A 16,417-nucleotide genomic window follows, 5' to 3' on the forward strand; every position below is an offset into this window, starting at 1 on the left:
ATACAGCTTGTATAGACAAGTGTCAACATAATGCTTGTAAATATTAATTTTATACAGTTTAATTGATGTTATTTTTGTACGTACAAGAATGGTATAATCTAGATTTAAAAGGCGTATAATAAATAGTAAATTTAAAAAATGGAGTTTACTGAATGGTAATTGCTAAATACTTACAAATTGCTCAAGATTTAACCGATAAAATTAAACATGGCCAATATCCAGCAGGTGATTTTTTGCCAAGTGAACCAGCGTTAGCACAGTTATATAGTTCTTCTCGGGAAACAATTCGTAAAGCACTGAATGAATTGATTGATGCTTGTTTAATTCAAAAAATAAAAGGCAAAGGTTCAATGGTGTTGGATATTAATCGGTTTGTATTTCCGGTGTCTGATATTACAACTTTTTCAGAGTTGAATCTGAGTCAAAAAATGAACGCCACTACTCAGGTATTGGCCTTAGAAAATCGTAATTTACCACAAGCAATTGCTCACCAGCTAGCTTTAACAGATCCTGCTGCTATCTTTGTACGGCGTTTGCGAACGGTTGATAGCGAACCTATTGTAATTGACGAAGATTATGTATTAAAAAAATATGTACCAGCGATTACTAAAGAGCAAGCACAGACGTCTTTATATTCTTATTTTGAAAAAGAATTAAATTTAGAAATTGCTTATGCTACTAAGACGATTACTGTAGAACCTGTTGATGAATTAATTGCGGAAAAATTGCATTTGCAACAGCCTAATTTAGCAGTTTTTGTGCGTAGTCTAACTTATTTAAAAGATACATCGTTTTTCCAATATACTGTTTCAATGCATCGGCCTGATAAATTTAAGTTTGTGGATTTTGCTCGCCGTAAATCAGCTCATGGAGGATTAGTTTTATGAATTTTAAAAATAAGGTTATTTATCAAATTTATCCAAAGTCGTTTTATGATAGCGATGGTGATGGTATTGGTGATTTAAAAGGAATAATAGCTAAAATTCCATATTTACAGCGATTGAATATTGATATGATTTGGTTCAATCCCTTTTTTGTTTCTCCACAAAATGATAATGGTTATGATATTGCTGATTATTATGCAATTGATCCCTTATTCGGTACCATGGCTGATTTTGATGAATTGGTTCAACAATTGGCTAAAAATAATATTGGTGTGATGTTGGATATGGTCTTGAATCATTGTTCCACCCAACACGAATGGTTTCAAAAGGCACTCGCAGGCGATGATAAATACCAAAAATTTTTTTATTTGCGCGATCCTAAACCTGATGGTAGTTTACCCAATAATTGGACTTCTAAATTTGGCGGTCCTGCTTGGTCTCCATTTGGGACTACTGGTAAATATTATTTACATCTATATGATCCATCTCAAGCAGATTTAAATTGGCATAATCCACAAGTCAGAAGTGAGTTATTTAAGGTTGTTAATTTTTGGCGTAATAAGGGCGTCAAAGGTTTTCGGTTTGATGTAATTAATGTGACCGGCAAAGATGAAGATTTGCGTGATGCACCTGAGGGTATGGATAGCAAGATGATGTATACTGATACTCCGATTGTTCAAGATTATTTGCAAGAGTTAAATCAGGCTACTTTTGGTCAAGACAAAGATATTATTACTGTAGGGGAAATGTCTTCTACGGATATTCAAAACTCAGTCTTATATACTCGGCCAGATCGCCATGAGTTAACCATGGTATTTACTTTTCATCATTTAAAAGTTGATTACCAAAATGGAGAAAAGTGGACACGCGTTCCTTTTGACTTTAAGCAGTTAAAACAATCATTAAACGAATGGCAAGTAGGAATGAATAATGGTGGTGGTTGGAATGCCTTGTTTTGGAATAATCATGATCAACCTTGGGCTTTAAATCGCTTTGGAGACCCTCAACATTATCGCGTTAAATCGGCAGAAATGTTAGCAACTAGCATGCATTTATTGCGAGGCACCCCTTATATTTATCAAGGCGAAGAAATTGGGATGATAAATCCCGATTACCAAAGTATTGATGACTATGTTGATATTGAAACAAAGAATGCTTATCAAAAAATGCTCGATAATGGCAAAACAGCAAAACAAGCTCTGACAATTATTCAAGCCAAGTCTAGAGATAATAGCCGTACACCCATGCACTGGAATAGCAGTACTAATTCAGGATTTACCACAGGGAAGCCGTGGCTGCGACCAACTAATCAAAAACAAATTAATGTTGCTGATGAGTTAGATCATGGTGAAATTTTTAATTACTACCAAAAATTAATTAAATTACGTAAAGCTTATGCTATCATTGCGCAGGGAGATTATGAACCACTAGATTTAACCCATCCGCAAGTCTTTGGCTATTTACGCAAATATCAAAAACAAATTTTAATAGTTTTAAATAATTATTACGGACAAACGACCAAATTTTTATTGCCGCAAAAATATCAAGAGCTATCAACGCAAGTGCTAATTAATAATTATCATCAAGTTATCTCGAAAGTTCCTAAATATGTTGAGTTACAGCCTTATGAAGCGATTGCGCTATTGATTAACAAATAAGTATAAAAAAATAACCACTTTCAATGAAGAGTGGTTATTTTTTTATACTTATTTTTCACTAGAAAGATCAATATCTTCTAGAGGAATAATCTTAGTATGGTGTTTGAATTTGTAACCAAAATACAAGATTAAAACTAGCGGTACACTAATATAAGTAACACCAATTTGTTGCCAATCCCAATTAATAAAGGCATCAATATTTTGGCCACCAATAACGATAATACATAAAATTAATGCAATAATCGGTCCCAATGGGAATAATTTGGCATGATATTTGAGTTCGCTTAAATCATGTCCTTGCTTAATAAAAGCTCTCCGAAAGCGGTAATGGCTCAAAGCAATACCTACCCAAGCAATAAATCCAGTTAATCCAGAAGCAGCAACCAACCACATATAAATTTTTTGACCAAAAATACTAGTCGTAAAGGTTAATAAGGAAACAATAATTGTAGCAAGCAGTGCATAAAAGGGAATCCCACTTTTAGTAGTTTTTGCGAAAATCTTGGGAGCGTAGTTATCCTTAGCTAGTGCATATAACATTCTGGTAGAAGCATAAGCACCAGAATTAGCGGAAGATAAAACTGATGTTAAAACAACTGTATTCATTAGACTAGCAGCAAAAGCTAAACCAGCACGTTTAAAGACCAAGGTAAATGGTGAAACAGCGATATTACCATCAGCAGCACTTAACAAATTAGGACTGGTATAAGGTATTAAAGCAGCAATAACAAAAATAGATAAAATATAAAATAATAAAATCCGCCAGAAAACATCATTGATAGCCTTTGGTACGGCTTCTTCAGGATTTTCAGATTCACCAGCAGTTACACCGATTAATTCTGTTCCCTGAAAAGAAAATCCAGCAATTAAAAAGACGTTAATAATAGCTGGTAAGCCACCCACAAAAGGGGCCTTTTTATAGGTGAAGTTTTTCAACCCCACTGCTGGACCAGTCATAATACCAAAAATCATAGCAAAACCAATAATCAAAAACACAATAACTGTAATTACTTTAATAATGGATAACCAGTACTCAGTCTCTCCAAAAGTAGAAACTGTTAAGGCATTAATCAAAAAAATAACAACTAAAACTAATAAACTCCAAATCCAACCGGGCGATTTAGGCAGCCAGTATTGAATTAGCAAAGCAGCCGTAGAAATATCAACAGCCACTGTAATGGCCCAATTAAACCAATAATTCCAGCCCATCGCAAATCCTAAAGCGGGGTCTACATATTTAGCATTGTAAGTAGCAAATGAACCAGAAACAGGCAAATTAGTTGCTAGTTCGCCTAAACTAGTCATTAAGAAGTAAACCATGATTCCCATAGCAATATAAGCTACCAGACCTCCACCAGGTCCGGCTTTAGAGATGGTAGAACCAGAAGTCATGAATAATCCAGTTCCAATACATCCCCCCAAAGCAATCATTGTTACGTGACGCGTTTTTAAATTCCGTTGGACAGTATCTTTTTCAGCCACAATAATTCTCCTTTACCTTGTAAGAAGAACTCTAAAAACGATTAAAAGCCTCTTAACAAAAAGCGCTAAGAGGCCTACGGGTATAATCGTAGATAGCGCTCCGCAACGATTGGGTTGCGACAGTCCTAGATTTATTAAATCTAGTCCCAACCGAATATTAAAACAGTAATAAACGATTTCGGCCAAAAATCCTTTCAACTTATATCTACAACGCTGTATCGTCTTCATAAGTTTACTGATAAGTTTGGCAACCTCTTCTTTGATTTATATTAAATAAGTTTAAATTAAATTAAGACAAAGTCAAGAAAAAACGCAAATTGATACAAATTATTAATAATTAGAGGATATTTTGTAATATAATAACAACAACACATTTATAGGATGAAAAAATGAGAAAACATAAAGCATATAAACTAGCAATTCGGGCTATTTTAATAGCGATTATTTTGGTTCAATCAATGACTCCCTTTCTGGGTTTTATTCCTTTAGGATTAGTCAATGTAACGATTATTCATTTAACCGTAATTGTAGCGGCAATTGTTTTAGGACCTGGAGATGGCGCATTAGTGGGCTTGATTTGGGGATTAGGGACGATGATTCGCGCTTATAGCGCGCCAACGAGTCCTTTGGATACAATGATCTTCACTAATCCAATCATTGCAGTATTACCACGGATTTTGGTGGGCTATTTAGCGGGGATTATTTATCGCAGCACTAAAAACAAAATCAAATCGCAAACAGTACGCATGGCTTTAGCGGCAGCGATTGGTTCTTTAACCAATACAATCACCGTTTTAGGCTTGATGCGCTTAATGTTTGCCGGTGCCATGGCGAGTGCTTATAAAGTGACTTCAGGAGCTTTAAATGGAGTCATTATGACCGTAGTGGCTACTAATGGCATTCCAGAATTAATTGCAGCTATAATTATTGTGCCCATGATTTGTTTGGCAGTGTTACGTGCAAATAAGTTTTTAGATAATTAAATTCCAAAAAAAAGACTGGAGCAAGTTTAATTGTTCCAGCCTTTTTAGACAGTTTTTAGTTTTCTTTAGCTAATAAACGCCAACCAGTTAAGACGGTAGCGATTAAACAAATAACAGCGGAAATAAAGAAGACAACATGCATACCATAAATAAAGACTTCTGGATGCTGAGGCAAGTAAGTGGTGACATGATGACCATAATTATGACTCATGGCCGCAAATAAAATCGTGGTAGCACTAGAAATACCAATTACCATACCCAAATTCCGTGATAGTGAATTAATACTGCCAGCAATACCTAAATCTTTGGTAGCAACTGAACTCATAACCAAAGAATTATTAGGAGAGCTAAAGATTCCGTTGCCTAGACCCATGAAAGCTACACTAACTATAAAGAGTCCCATTGAAGTGTGCAGGCCACATAGGACATATCCGATTTGACTTAACAAAATGAAAATTAAACCTATAAAAGTAATTAACTTAGGTCCAATTTTATCCGAGGCACTACCGGCTAAAGGAGCAGCAATTACCTGAATAATTGGGAAAATCATAAGGATATAGCCAGTTTGGCTAGGAGTTAACTGGCGGGCATTTTCCAGATAGAAAGGGGTAACTACATTGAAAAAGAAATTAGTGATAAAAATTAAAAGTGCACATAATAGACTTAATGAGAAATTGGGATTTTTAAAGAGAGAAAACGATAGTAATGGATTGTCATAACTTAATTCGGTTCGCACAAAGGTAATGACAGCAATAAGAGCGACGATGAATAATACCAACACGCCTATTTGTTTAAAGCCTACTTGCTGGCCCACAAAGACACCGCCAAATAAGGAAATCATCGTAACAGCAAAACTGCCAGCCCCCATTTTGTCAAGAGGTGCATGAGCTAAGGTAATATCTTTGGGAAAGACAAAATAGCCGACCACAATTGCAATTAAACCAATCGGGACATTAATCCAAAAAATATAACTCCAGCTGAATTTTGCTAACAACAAACCACCAATACCGGGTCCTGCAATCGAGCCCAAGGCGACAAAAGAGCCAATCAATCCTAAAGCTTGACCACGTTGGGTACTAGGGAAAATTTCCGTAATAATACCATTATTAGTGGCCATAGTCATTGCGGCACCTAAAGCTTGAATCGTCCGCGCAAATAATAAAAAGAACAAACTAATTCGAAAGCCTGCAAGTAATGAACCCAAAATAAAAAGGACAGTACCAAAACGAAAAACTTTAATCTTACCTAGATTGTCGCTTAACTTGCCAAAAAATAAAAGTAAAGCACAAATAATAATTAGATATAAGGAAACTACCCACTCCGCTTGATTCATCGGAATATGTAAATCCCGACTAATCACTGGCAAAGCAATATTGACAATACTACCATCGAGTGTTGACATAAAAGTAAATAAACCTACAGCAGTGAGAATTAACCACCGGTGTTTTTGCACTTGAGCATCATTTTGATAGCTGGCAATTTTATCGGCCATCAGCTCCATCTCCCTTGAATGATAAAGTTGTAGCCTATTATACACACAAGTTTGTATAAAAAAAACTATTTTGTTAGGAAAAAATTTAAAAAACTAATTATTAATTTAATACTTGCAGAAAGCGTTGAAAGGCCTCTTCTCCTACTGGATTATTTTTAAAGACGCCAGCATCTTCAAGAACCCGTGCAAAAATTTGGCCAACAGAATCTTTAATAATTTGCTCAACGTTAGAATCATTAATTGTGTGGCTCTTTTGCAAACTTTGAGCCCAAGTTAAATGATAATCGGCAATATGATTAGGTTCTTGTAATAAGTAATGTTTAACTTCCTGTAGTTCTTGTTGCAATCTACCTGGTAAAATTGCCCGACCCATAACTTCAATGAGGCCGATATTTTCTTTTTTGATGTGTTGAACATCTTGATGAGGATGAAAAATGCCATCAGGATACTGCTGAGAGGTTTGATTGTCGCGCAAGACTAAATCAATTATCCATTGTTGATTTTGGCGATAAACAATCGGGGTAATTGTATGATGCTGTTTGTCAGCAACAATTGCTCTAACGTTGACTGATTCGTCACTATAATGTTGCCAAGCAGTCAAAATTTCTTGGCTAGCTTGAATCAAATCAGTCGGATTATTACCTGCTAATCTAATAACCGACATCGGCCAATTTACGATACCAGCTGTAATTTGGGGGTGATTTTTTAACTGGAAGCTTGTTTTTAAAGGAGCTTTCATCATTGGAAAAAGATGACGACCGCCTTGATAATGATCGTGGCTTAATACTGAGCCACCAACAATAGGTAAATCAGCATTACTGCCAACAAAATAATGGGGAAAAAGGCGAACAATTTCAAACAAATTAGTAAAAGTTTCGCTGTCAATGTGCATGGGGCGCTGCTGATTTGAAAGAAAAATACAATGCTCATTAAAATAAGCATAAGGAGAATATTGAAAACCCCAAGTCTCGCCTCCCAAAGTCAGACGAATAATTCGATGATTAGTACGAGCTGGAAAATCTGCCCGTCCCAAATAACCTTCATTTTCCATGCTCAGTTTATCAGCAGGATAACCATTATTTTTTTGTAAACGTGCTGCTGCAATGGCTTTAGGATCTTTTTCTGGTTTGGCCAAGTTAATAGTGATTTCTAAATCACCATAAGCAGTTGAAGTTTGATAACTGATATTTTTAGCATTATCTTTAGTTTTGATGTAGTTGTTTTGCTCACAAATCTGATAAAAATAATCAGTTGCTGCTTGAGGACTTAATTGATATTGATTCCAAAAGTGTTGATTAATTTGACTTGGGGCGGGAGTATAAAGATCTGTTAGCTGGCAAGCCAAAATTTCGCGACTATTGGAATCAGCAGCAATTTGTTGGTTAGCAACTGCATTATCAACTAATAGTTGAACAATATCTAACATTTCAAGATTTTTCGTTGTTGGATAATCAATAACGAAATCGCCAACTAAAGCATAAACTTTATTAATCAGATAATTACGATCAAGTGGGTAAAAGGTTTTTTGTTGCGTAATAATTTTATCGGCAAATAAAGTAACTAAATTTTCTGACATTTTCTCTTCTTCTTTATTTAATTTTTTGGGGTCCACCAACTATTTCAGCAGGGTAAAAATCAGCAGCATAGCCAATACGAGTTTGATAATCCTGATTGACTGCTTGAATAAACTGGTCAAGATTATTTTTTTCAACTAAGGCTAAGGCACAACCGCCAAAACCTGCTCCTGTCATACGTGCGCCTAAAGCACCATGCTTCCAAGCACTGTGAACTAAGGTATCTAATTCTTTTCCAGTAACTTCATAATCATATTCTAATGAAACATGAGAAGCGTTCATTAAACGGCCGAAAATAGCTAGTTGATCATGTTTTAGTGCTTCGCCAGCTTTGATAGTACGCTGATTTTCAAACACTGCATGGCGAGCTCGTTTAATTAAAGTTTCATCAGCAATTGCGTAAGTATAAGTGTCAAAACTATCTTTATCTAAAGCTCCTAGATCGGATATATCGGAAATTTTTTGAATACGTTTTAATGCTTCTTCACACTCTTGCCGGCGCTCATTATATTTAGAATCAGCCAGGGTCCGCTTTTTATTAGTGTTCATAATAATGATTTGATAATCTTGTAAATTAACTGGAACCATTTCGAACTTTAAAGTGTTGGTATCTAACAAAATAGCTTGATTGGGTTGTCCCATACCTACAGCAAATTGATCCATAATTCCTGATTGGACATCAATAAATTTATTTTCTACTTCTTGACCCATTTTCACTAAGTCAATTTGAGCAATCTGGTCTTGATATTGATCTGCTAAAATCTTACCAAAAAGCATTTCAATTGATGCTGAAGACGATAAACCGCCTCCAGCAGGAATATTTCCTTGAACTAAAATATCTAAACCATGAGTACAAGCATGCCCGTGTTCTTGCCAATATTTGAACATTCCTTTAGGGTAATTAGTCCAACTATGAGCCACATATTCTAATTTAGTAAAATTAAAAGTAGTAATACCGTCTTCAGCAAAATTAACTGAATATAGGCGGATTTTTTGATCGTCGCGTGCTTTAACAGCAGCATATGTACCTAGACTAATGGCACAGGGGAAAACTTGACCACCATTATAATCAGTATGTTCACCAATTAAATTGATTCGACCTGGTGCAAAATAGTAATCTGTAGGCTCACTATGAAAAATTTTAGTAAATTCTGTTTTTAAAGAAGTAGTGTTAATTTGATTATCCATTAGCTAAAAATCCTCCTAATTATTTGTAATTACTGCAATTATTATAACGATTAAATGAATTAAAATCAGATAAAATTTGCAATTTTTAAAAGATTAAAAAGAATAATAATGTTATTGATGTAATACTAACGAATAGAGGCTACTTCGTGATAAAGTAATTGTGTAAGAATTCTCATTCAAAACATTTTGGAGGAATATAATGACTACTGTAACAGTAATTGGAAGTATTAATTTAGACCGTAATATTCGGGTTGTCCGTGCACCTCAAGCAGGAGAAACCATTCATACAAAAGAAATCTTTTCTGCTGCAGGAGGTAAAGGTGCTAATCAGGCAGTAGCTTCTCAAAGATCAGGTGCACAAACAAATTTTATTGGCGCTATAGGTGACGATGAAGCTGGTAAATCAATGTTCGATTTATTAAAACGAGAAAAAATGAATGTTAATGGAATAAAAATAATTTCTAATCAAACTACTGGTCAGGCATATATTATTGTAGATGATGCAGGTGAAAACCGCATTATGATTCACTCAGGAGCTAATATGTTATTTGAGCCTGATTATGTGCAGACTCAAGCGAGTTTGATTGAAGCTAGCGACTTTGTGATTGCACAATTTGAAAGTCCAGTAGATAGTACGATTAAAGCATTTGAAATTGCACGTCAATCTGGTGTCAAAACTATTTTAAATCCTGCCCCAGCAATGGAACATGTTCCTAACGAATTATTAGCAGTAACTGATTTGATTATCCCTAACGAAACGGAAACAGAAACTTTAACAGGGATTAAAGTAACCGATTTGGATAGTATGCAAAAATCAGCTCAATATTTCCATAATTTAGGAATTAAAGCGGTAATTATTACTATTGGAAGCAAAGGAGCCTTTTATGATGTTGACCATCAAGGAAGTGGGATTGTCCCAGCATTTAAAGTGAAAGCAGTTGATACTACCGCCGCAGGCGACACCTTCATTGGAGCTTTGTGCAGTGTCTTACAAAAAGACTTTAATAATTTGCCCGCCGCCATTAAATATGGAAATCGGGCATCTTCACTTACAGTACAACGTTTTGGCGCACAACCAGCGATTCCATTTAAACAAGAAATTATAGATGCAGAAAATTAATAATTGGTGATGGTTATACTGTTAACTATGCCCAAATAATTATAAAGAAAATTATTTCCCAGGAAATAGAGGTTTCGTGTACTTTATTGATGCCCCAATAACTATTTATGTCAAATTACAACAACACTGAAATAAACGCCATAATTCTGCCGAGTTTAAGTGAGTAAAAAATTTTGTGAAAGCTGTATCAGCAGCTGATTTTATTGTTTTAGATTCCGATATGAATCTCTGGCAGACTTATTTAAATGGTGAAGTTCGTTATCAAGTTAAATAAAATGTTAAAATACTCTTATCATGCGTTAAAATATGATAAGAGTATTTTAATTTAGATATTAAGGGGGGCAAGTACAGAGATCAAATCACGTTTGGTCTGTACTACACAAATAAATGAAAAAATTAAATAATCAAAAAAATTTGCAGCACTCATTTACTATTAAATTGGCCAATGGTGTGCAGGAACGCATTACTTTTACAGCTGCAAATATTGTGCATATTGTTGGCTATCAAGGTAGCTATCCCAAATCACAACCAACAACTATGAAATCTCAACAAGTCAATACTGGTGGAGATCCAACTATTGCTACTGGTAAAATAAATAAAAAACGCGCATTGCCTTTTGTAGAAAAGACTACCTTAATACCCTTTACAATATCGGTTAAAAAGAACTATTACTTATTACAAACAGCGCAAATCATTTTAAAAATTGACACTTATAATGGGCAGATTAGTTGTTATGAACGTCACGCAGAAAAGCCATTGTTCACTCAAGTGTTGCCCGTTTTTAAAAATGGCCGAGTGTCCACTACACTCAAAAATATTAATCCAACAGCCCGCTATTTTGGTGGCGGGATGCAAAATGGTCATTATGATCATACAGGTAAGATAATTAAAATTGAAAATACGAATGATTGGCTAGATCGGGGAGTAACCTCACCAGCACCGTTTATTTGGTCTAACAGTGGTTTTGGTATTGTCAACAATACGTATGGACAAGGCAATTATGATTGTCAAAATCCGCAACAAATTAACTTTAATTTTCAAGATTATAAAGCTGATAATTACTATTTAATTGGTTTTAAACCTGAGAAAATTTTACAGGCTTATTTTAAATTAACAGGTAAACCCTTATTGTTACCGAAGTTTGCCTGGTATCCAGCACATTTAAATGCTTATAATCGCGATACTTGGATTCAAGTCACTGCCGATTCTGCAGGAGCTCGTTTATTTGAAGATGGTAAATATTATAAAGAGTACCAACCAATTAATCCCAAGAGTTTTAATGTGCAACGTCCGGGTAAAATAACTTTAAATAACCAACAGTTTGTACCCGCAGTTCAGGGTAATGGGGACGTGACTTTTGAAAAAGACAAATCTAATAACCTGCAGGCAGTAAGAGAATCATTAAATGGTGAACAAAATAATTATCAATTTTCTGCTCGCCAAATTATTGATCGCTATCAACAAGCTGATATGCCATTAGGCTGGTTTTTGCCCAATGATGGCTACGGTGCTGGCTATGGTCAAACTGCTGACTTAAAGCAAAATATTGCTAATTTAGCAGAATTTTCACAGTATGCCGCTAGTCATGGTATAAAAACTGGATTATGGACACAAGAAAATTTACTACCACAAAATCCGGCACATCCGCGCGCAGATGAAAGAGACTTTCCCCAAGAAGTTGCTCAAGCTCAAGTTGCAGCAATTAAAACTGACGTAGCATGGGTTGGTGACGGCTATCAAGCAGGAATTGGAGCGCTCCACGATGCTAGCTTTTATATGAGAAAATATGGCCATAATCAACGTCCCTTTGCAGTAACTGTTGACGGTTGGGCGGGCACGCAAAAATATGCAGCAGTTTGGACTGGAGATCAAGCTGGTGGCACTTGGGAAAATATTGGTTATCAAATACCTACGTATCTGAGTAGTTCGTTATCTGGTTTAGCGAATGTTGGTGGTGATATTGATGGGATTTACGGTGGCGGCAAGCCGATTATTCAAACTCGTGATTTGCAATGGAAGTCTTTTACCCCACTTCAATTAAATATGGATGGTTGGGGTTCAGAAAACAAAACTCCTTTTACTTTTGGTCAGCCTTATACTGCTATTAATCGATTTTATTTAAAACTTAAAAGTCAATTACTACCTTATTTTTACTCAGCAGCTTATCAAAATACTTTTCATGGCCAGCCTTTGTTGGCTCCGGTGGTCTATGATAGGAATTTACAATTAACAAAAACGCCAGATTTAGATCACGAATTTTTAGTTGGAGAGCATATTTTAGTAGCTCCTATTTATCAAGATGCGAAAATGGATGCGCAAGGTCAAGATTTTCGCGATGGCATCTATTTGCCAGGGAAAAATGATGTTTGGATTGATTATTTTACTGGAGAAGAATATCGAGGTCATCAAGTATTAAATAATTTTGTTGTGCCACTTTGGAAAACACCAGTTTTTATTAAGAAGGGTGCTATTATTCCAGAAAACAATCCCAATAATAATCCCACAGAAATTGATACACAGACACAAATGATTAGTATCTATCCGGCTAATCGAGAAACAACAACGCTAATTTATGATGATGATGGTGTTAGTGAAGCTTACTTACAAGGTAAAAGTGTCCAAACCTTGGTTAAATGCAAGCAAGATTTGCATAAAATTATAGTTGAAGTTGGTATGACAGAAGGAGACTATCAAGGATTTGAATCTCAAAAGCAAACAATTATTAAGGTAAAAACTGATCATTCACCACAACAAGTGTTAGTCAATGGGCAAAAGCTGGCGGTAACAGCGTATGAATTTCAAGTACAGCATCCATTGCCATTTCTTTCTCAAATAGAAGGATTAAAACATGTGACTAATGGTAGTTGGCTCACCATTAAAATTCCAATGCATGATGTGACAAAACAAGAATTAAAAATTGAAATAGATGAGTAGTATGAATGATAAATTAATTAGTATGTTAAATAAATCACAAGTTTTACTTGTGGGGAGTTAGAAGAGCTTTAGCGAGAAAAACTTCCTTTCGGTATAATAGTTTCGGCTACCAACCAAAGCTATCCGAAAGGAAGTTTTTGCATTGTCTAAAGACGATAATAGCTTAGCACATACACGCTGGAATTGTAAATATCATATCGTATTTACACCTAAATACCGAAGGAAAGTAATTTATGGGAAATTGAGACAAGATATCGGTCACATTTTGCGACGCTTATGCGAACTTAAAGAAGTAGAAATCATTGAAGCTCATGCAATGCCAGACCATATTCATATGCTGGTTAAGATTCCTCCAAAAATCAGTGTTGCCAGTTTTATGGGATATCTAAAAGGCAGAAGTGCTGTCATTATCCATGAGCGGCATGCGAATCTGAAATATAAATATGGCAATCGCAGTTTTTGGGCTAGAGGATATTATGCCAGTACCGTCGGGTTAAATCAAAAAACGATTGAAAAATATATTCGAGAACAGGAAGCAGAAGACCGCTTACAAGATACGATTAGTAAAAGAGAATATCTAGATCCCTTTAAGAAACATTAAATCTAAAAACAATTAGAATAGTCGCGGTTGGTAGGCTTTTGTTGGGCCCCTTCAAGGGGCTATTTGTCTAACAATTATGAGGCACTTCACTACGTTGGTGGATAGTTACTTATATACTCCAGTAAGAATTAATTTTTAATATTATAAGTAGTTATATATTATGATTCATATTAGGTGGCTAATGCAGTGGACAGATTATTGATAGCGCTTACTAATATTAAATCTATAATTAGAGCATGTAAGGGGGCGTAGAAAGATGTTAGCTCACAACGAAAAAGAAATTATTGATTTTTTGATAAATAGTAATTCCTATGTAACAGCTAAAGAAATTGCTAATCAATTATTATTATCTACCAAAACAGTTTATCGTACAATTAAACATCTAAATTCTACATACTCCTCTAACAAATTGATAGATAGCAAAAAAGGAAGGGGGTTTAGAATTAACTATTATAACTATTTAAAGGAGGTTAAAATTCATAAATTTTCTAAAAAATATACAGCTGATGATCGTAGAAAAGAAATTTTATTGAAACTATTAATGGTTTCGCCGCATTCAGTGAAATTAAGGTCACTTTTTGGACAATTTTATTTGAGCGATACTGTTATTAATCATGATTTAAAAGTAATAAAGTCGATACTAAAATCTTATTCTCTTTCGCTCTCAAGAAGAAATTATCGAATAAAAATTATTGGTAAAGAAATTAATATTAGAAAGGCATTACAAGATATTCTTATTAAGCAAAATACTTCTTATCTATATACTAAAAATGGAATAGATTTTAACACAATTAGATTTTGCGTTAAAGAACTAGAATTTATAAATAAAAAATTAAAAGAAGAAGTTCCTTATCCTTATAATGTTAACATATTATCACATTTATATATATTAATTATGCGTTATAACAGTGATTCAATTAAACATCCAAGTTTAAATAATTTAACTCAAGAAGATATAAATATTATAAAAAATAACAAAACTGCTTATGTTTTAGCAAAACAAGTAATTGAACATGTTGAAACTTTTTTAAAAGCCAGATTACCTAATAATGAAATTTATTTTCTTTTGCAATATCTTTTATCTTCCCATTTAGATATTATGGATAAAATTGAAGATTATGGTTTTAAATATGATTTGGTAAAAAGAGTCACCAATTTTTATATTAAGAATGTAATAAATAGTTTAGATTTGCATACGGTAGATAATGAATTTAAAAAAGATTTATCTAATCATATTAGACCTATGATTAATCGTCTTTATAATAGTATCAATATTCATAATATTTTATTACAAGATATTAAACGAGAATATTTACCACTTTTTAATATTATTGTTGAGACTTCTCGTCAATTAAGTAAAAAATACAAACTACCAAAAATTTCGGATGCAGAAAATGGATTTATTACATTATATTTTGCTCGTTATTTAGAACAAAATAGGCAATATATTCGTGCTTTAGTTGTGTGTACAACTGGAATAGCAACAGCACAATTAATTAAAACAAAAATTCAAGCATGTTTTAATAATATTATTGTTGTTGGTGATGCAGCAAGTGCTGATATAAAAAGGCAATTGATAAAGTATTCGCCTATTGATTTAATTATTTCTACAATTCCGTTAAATGAAAATTTAGGAATACCTATAGTAATAGTTGGAGCTTTACTGACTCAACAAGATAAAAAAAGAATTAACGACATGATTAGTCGCATTTTAGGAAGTGAAAAAATGTTAAGCGACATTACTAATGAATCATTAATTAACTTAAATATTAAAGCTACAGATTGGAAAGATGCTATTAGAAAAAGTTCCGCTTCCTTAGTAAGAGAAGGTTATGCTACTAAAGAGTATGTTGAGGGAATGATTAAAGCTTCTGAAGAATCTGGTCCTTATATTGTTATTAGCAAAGGGGTAGCCTTGCCACATGCTCGCCCAGAATTAGGGGCAAAAAAAATTGGTATAACAATTACAACTTTAAATACGCCAATTAATTTTGGAAATTATAATAATGATCCTGTGAAATTTGTTTTTTCTTTATGTGCAATTGATAATAAATCACATTTAAAGGCCATGTCAGAATTGGTTAATTTTATAAGTAATCGTATTTTTTTAAAAAAATTAGAAAAAGAGAATAATCCTAGTGATGTCTATAAACTTATTCAGGAATTTGAAATGAGGTATAACGAAAATGAGTAAAATATATTCAGCTTTGATTGCATGTAGAACAGGAATGGGTTCTTCTATGATGTTGAAAATTAAAGTAAATCAAGTTGTGCGTGAAAACAAATTTCCATTTGATGTAGCCCATGATGTTATTGATGCAGCTAAAGGGATTAATCCAGATTTATTAATAACAATGGAAGATCTTGTGCCAGATGTTAAGGGGGAAGTACGTAATATTATTGGTATTAAAGATTTGACTGATAAAGCAGAGATTAAAGAGAAGTTACAAAAGTTTTTAAACGATCAAAATGATAATTCTTAGAATCCTAAAAGGAGTTGA

12 protein-coding genes and 1 riboswitch are annotated in these 16,417 nt (G+C 34.1%); of the genes, 8 read left to right on the plus strand and 4 right to left on the minus strand.

Annotated features, from left to right (window positions below; all coding sequences use genetic code 11):
• Positions 1-152: 152 nt before the first annotated feature.
• Both treR and treC read left to right on the plus strand, forming a co-directional pair.
• Positions 153-887: a trehalose operon repressor gene (gene treR / locus DS830_RS07615; RefSeq protein ID WP_118900082.1), complete on the plus strand. Its 735-nt coding sequence runs from the start codon at positions 153-155 to the stop codon at positions 885-887.
• Complete coding sequence (gene treC / locus DS830_RS07620) at positions 884-2,542, plus strand: alpha,alpha-phosphotrehalase (RefSeq protein WP_118908878.1); 1,659 nt, start codon at positions 884-886, stop codon at positions 2,540-2,542. The genes treR and treC overlap by 4 nt, the downstream gene beginning before the upstream one ends.
• 48 nt (positions 2,543-2,590) lie before the next feature.
• On the opposite strand, the gene DS830_RS07625 is transcribed toward treC, so the two are convergent.
• Positions 2,591-4,024 (minus strand): amino acid permease, encoded by a 1,434-nt coding sequence (locus DS830_RS07625; protein WP_276102880.1) that lies wholly within the window; start codon positions 4,022-4,024, stop codon positions 2,591-2,593.
• Positions 4,025-4,109: 85 nt separating this feature from the next.
• Positions 4,110-4,289: riboswitch (Lysine riboswitch) on the minus strand.
• Between the two features lie 124 nt (positions 4,290-4,413).
• On the opposite strand from DS830_RS07625, the gene DS830_RS07630 reads away from it, so the two are divergent.
• Positions 4,414-5,007: an ECF transporter S component gene (locus DS830_RS07630; protein WP_118908879.1), complete on the plus strand. Its 594-nt coding sequence runs from the start codon at positions 4,414-4,416 to the stop codon at positions 5,005-5,007.
• Positions 5,008-5,062: 55 nt separating this feature from the next.
• Here DS830_RS07630 and DS830_RS07635 read toward each other — a convergent pair whose 3' ends face one another.
• The 3 genes from DS830_RS07635 to DS830_RS07645 form a co-directional block, all read right to left on the minus strand.
• Positions 5,063-6,499 carry an MFS transporter gene (locus tag DS830_RS07635; protein WP_118900077.1) on the minus strand — a complete coding sequence of 479 codons (1,437 nt, stop codon included), beginning with the start codon at positions 6,497-6,499 and terminating at the stop codon, positions 5,063-5,065.
• A 100-nt stretch (positions 6,500-6,599) separates the two neighbouring features.
• Entirely contained in the window at positions 6,600-8,075 is a 1,476-nt protein-coding gene (locus DS830_RS07640; protein WP_118908880.1) for a UDP-glucose--hexose-1-phosphate uridylyltransferase, read from the minus strand.
• A 13-nt stretch (positions 8,076-8,088) separates the two neighbouring features.
• Entirely contained in the window at positions 8,089-9,249 is a 1,161-nt protein-coding gene (locus DS830_RS07645) for a galactokinase (protein WP_240366856.1), read from the minus strand.
• Positions 9,250-9,460: 211 nt separating this feature from the next.
• Between DS830_RS07645 and rbsK the strand changes: the two genes are divergently transcribed.
• From rbsK to DS830_RS07670, 5 genes are all read left to right on the plus strand, one after another.
• Positions 9,461-10,381 carry a ribokinase gene (rbsK, locus tag DS830_RS07650; RefSeq protein ID WP_118908882.1) on the plus strand — a complete coding sequence of 307 codons (921 nt, stop codon included), beginning with the start codon at positions 9,461-9,463 and terminating at the stop codon, positions 10,379-10,381.
• 387 nt (positions 10,382-10,768) lie between these two features.
• Positions 10,769-13,315, plus strand: coding sequence for a TIM-barrel domain-containing protein (locus tag DS830_RS07655; RefSeq protein WP_118908883.1), 2,547 nt, complete (start codon positions 10,769-10,771; stop codon positions 13,313-13,315).
• A 142-nt stretch (positions 13,316-13,457) separates the two neighbouring features.
• Entirely contained in the window at positions 13,458-13,916 is a 459-nt protein-coding gene (tnpA, locus tag DS830_RS07660; RefSeq protein WP_118908884.1) for an IS200/IS605 family transposase, read from the plus strand.
• Between the two features lie 256 nt (positions 13,917-14,172).
• Positions 14,173-16,110 (plus strand): BglG family transcription antiterminator, encoded by a 1,938-nt coding sequence (locus tag DS830_RS07665; RefSeq protein ID WP_118908885.1) that lies wholly within the window; start codon positions 14,173-14,175, stop codon positions 16,108-16,110.
• Positions 16,103-16,399: a PTS sugar transporter subunit IIB gene (locus DS830_RS07670; RefSeq protein ID WP_118908886.1), complete on the plus strand. Its 297-nt coding sequence runs from the start codon at positions 16,103-16,105 to the stop codon at positions 16,397-16,399. Before DS830_RS07665 ends, DS830_RS07670 begins: the two co-directional genes overlap by 8 nt.
• Positions 16,400-16,417 lie beyond the last annotated feature (18 nt).

Source organism: Bombilactobacillus bombi, from assembly GCF_003522965.1.
Classification (GTDB): Bacteria; Bacillota; Bacilli; order Lactobacillales; family Lactobacillaceae; genus Bombilactobacillus; species Bombilactobacillus bombi.

Coding starts and splice junctions, on each gene's coding strand:
- treR (WP_118900082.1), top strand. CDS start 153: ATGGTAATTGCTAAATACTTACAAATTGCTCAAGATTTAACCGATAAA.
- treC (WP_118908878.1), top strand. CDS start 884: ATGAATTTTAAAAATAAGGTTATTTATCAAATTTATCCAAAGTCGTTT.
- DS830_RS07630 (WP_118908879.1), top strand. CDS start 4,414: ATGAGAAAACATAAAGCATATAAACTAGCAATTCGGGCTATTTTAATA.
- DS830_RS07635 (WP_118900077.1), bottom strand. CDS start 6,499: ATGGCCGATAAAATTGCCAGCTATCAAAATGATGCTCAAGTGCAAAAA.
- DS830_RS07640 (WP_118908880.1), bottom strand. CDS start 8,075: ATGTCAGAAAATTTAGTTACTTTATTTGCCGATAAAATTATTACGCAA.
- rbsK (WP_118908882.1), top strand. CDS start 9,461: ATGACTACTGTAACAGTAATTGGAAGTATTAATTTAGACCGTAATATT.
- DS830_RS07655 (WP_118908883.1), top strand. CDS start 10,769: ATGAAAAAATTAAATAATCAAAAAAATTTGCAGCACTCATTTACTATT.
- DS830_RS07665 (WP_118908885.1), top strand. CDS start 14,173: ATGTTAGCTCACAACGAAAAAGAAATTATTGATTTTTTGATAAATAGT.
- DS830_RS07670 (WP_118908886.1), top strand. CDS start 16,103: ATGAGTAAAATATATTCAGCTTTGATTGCATGTAGAACAGGAATGGGT.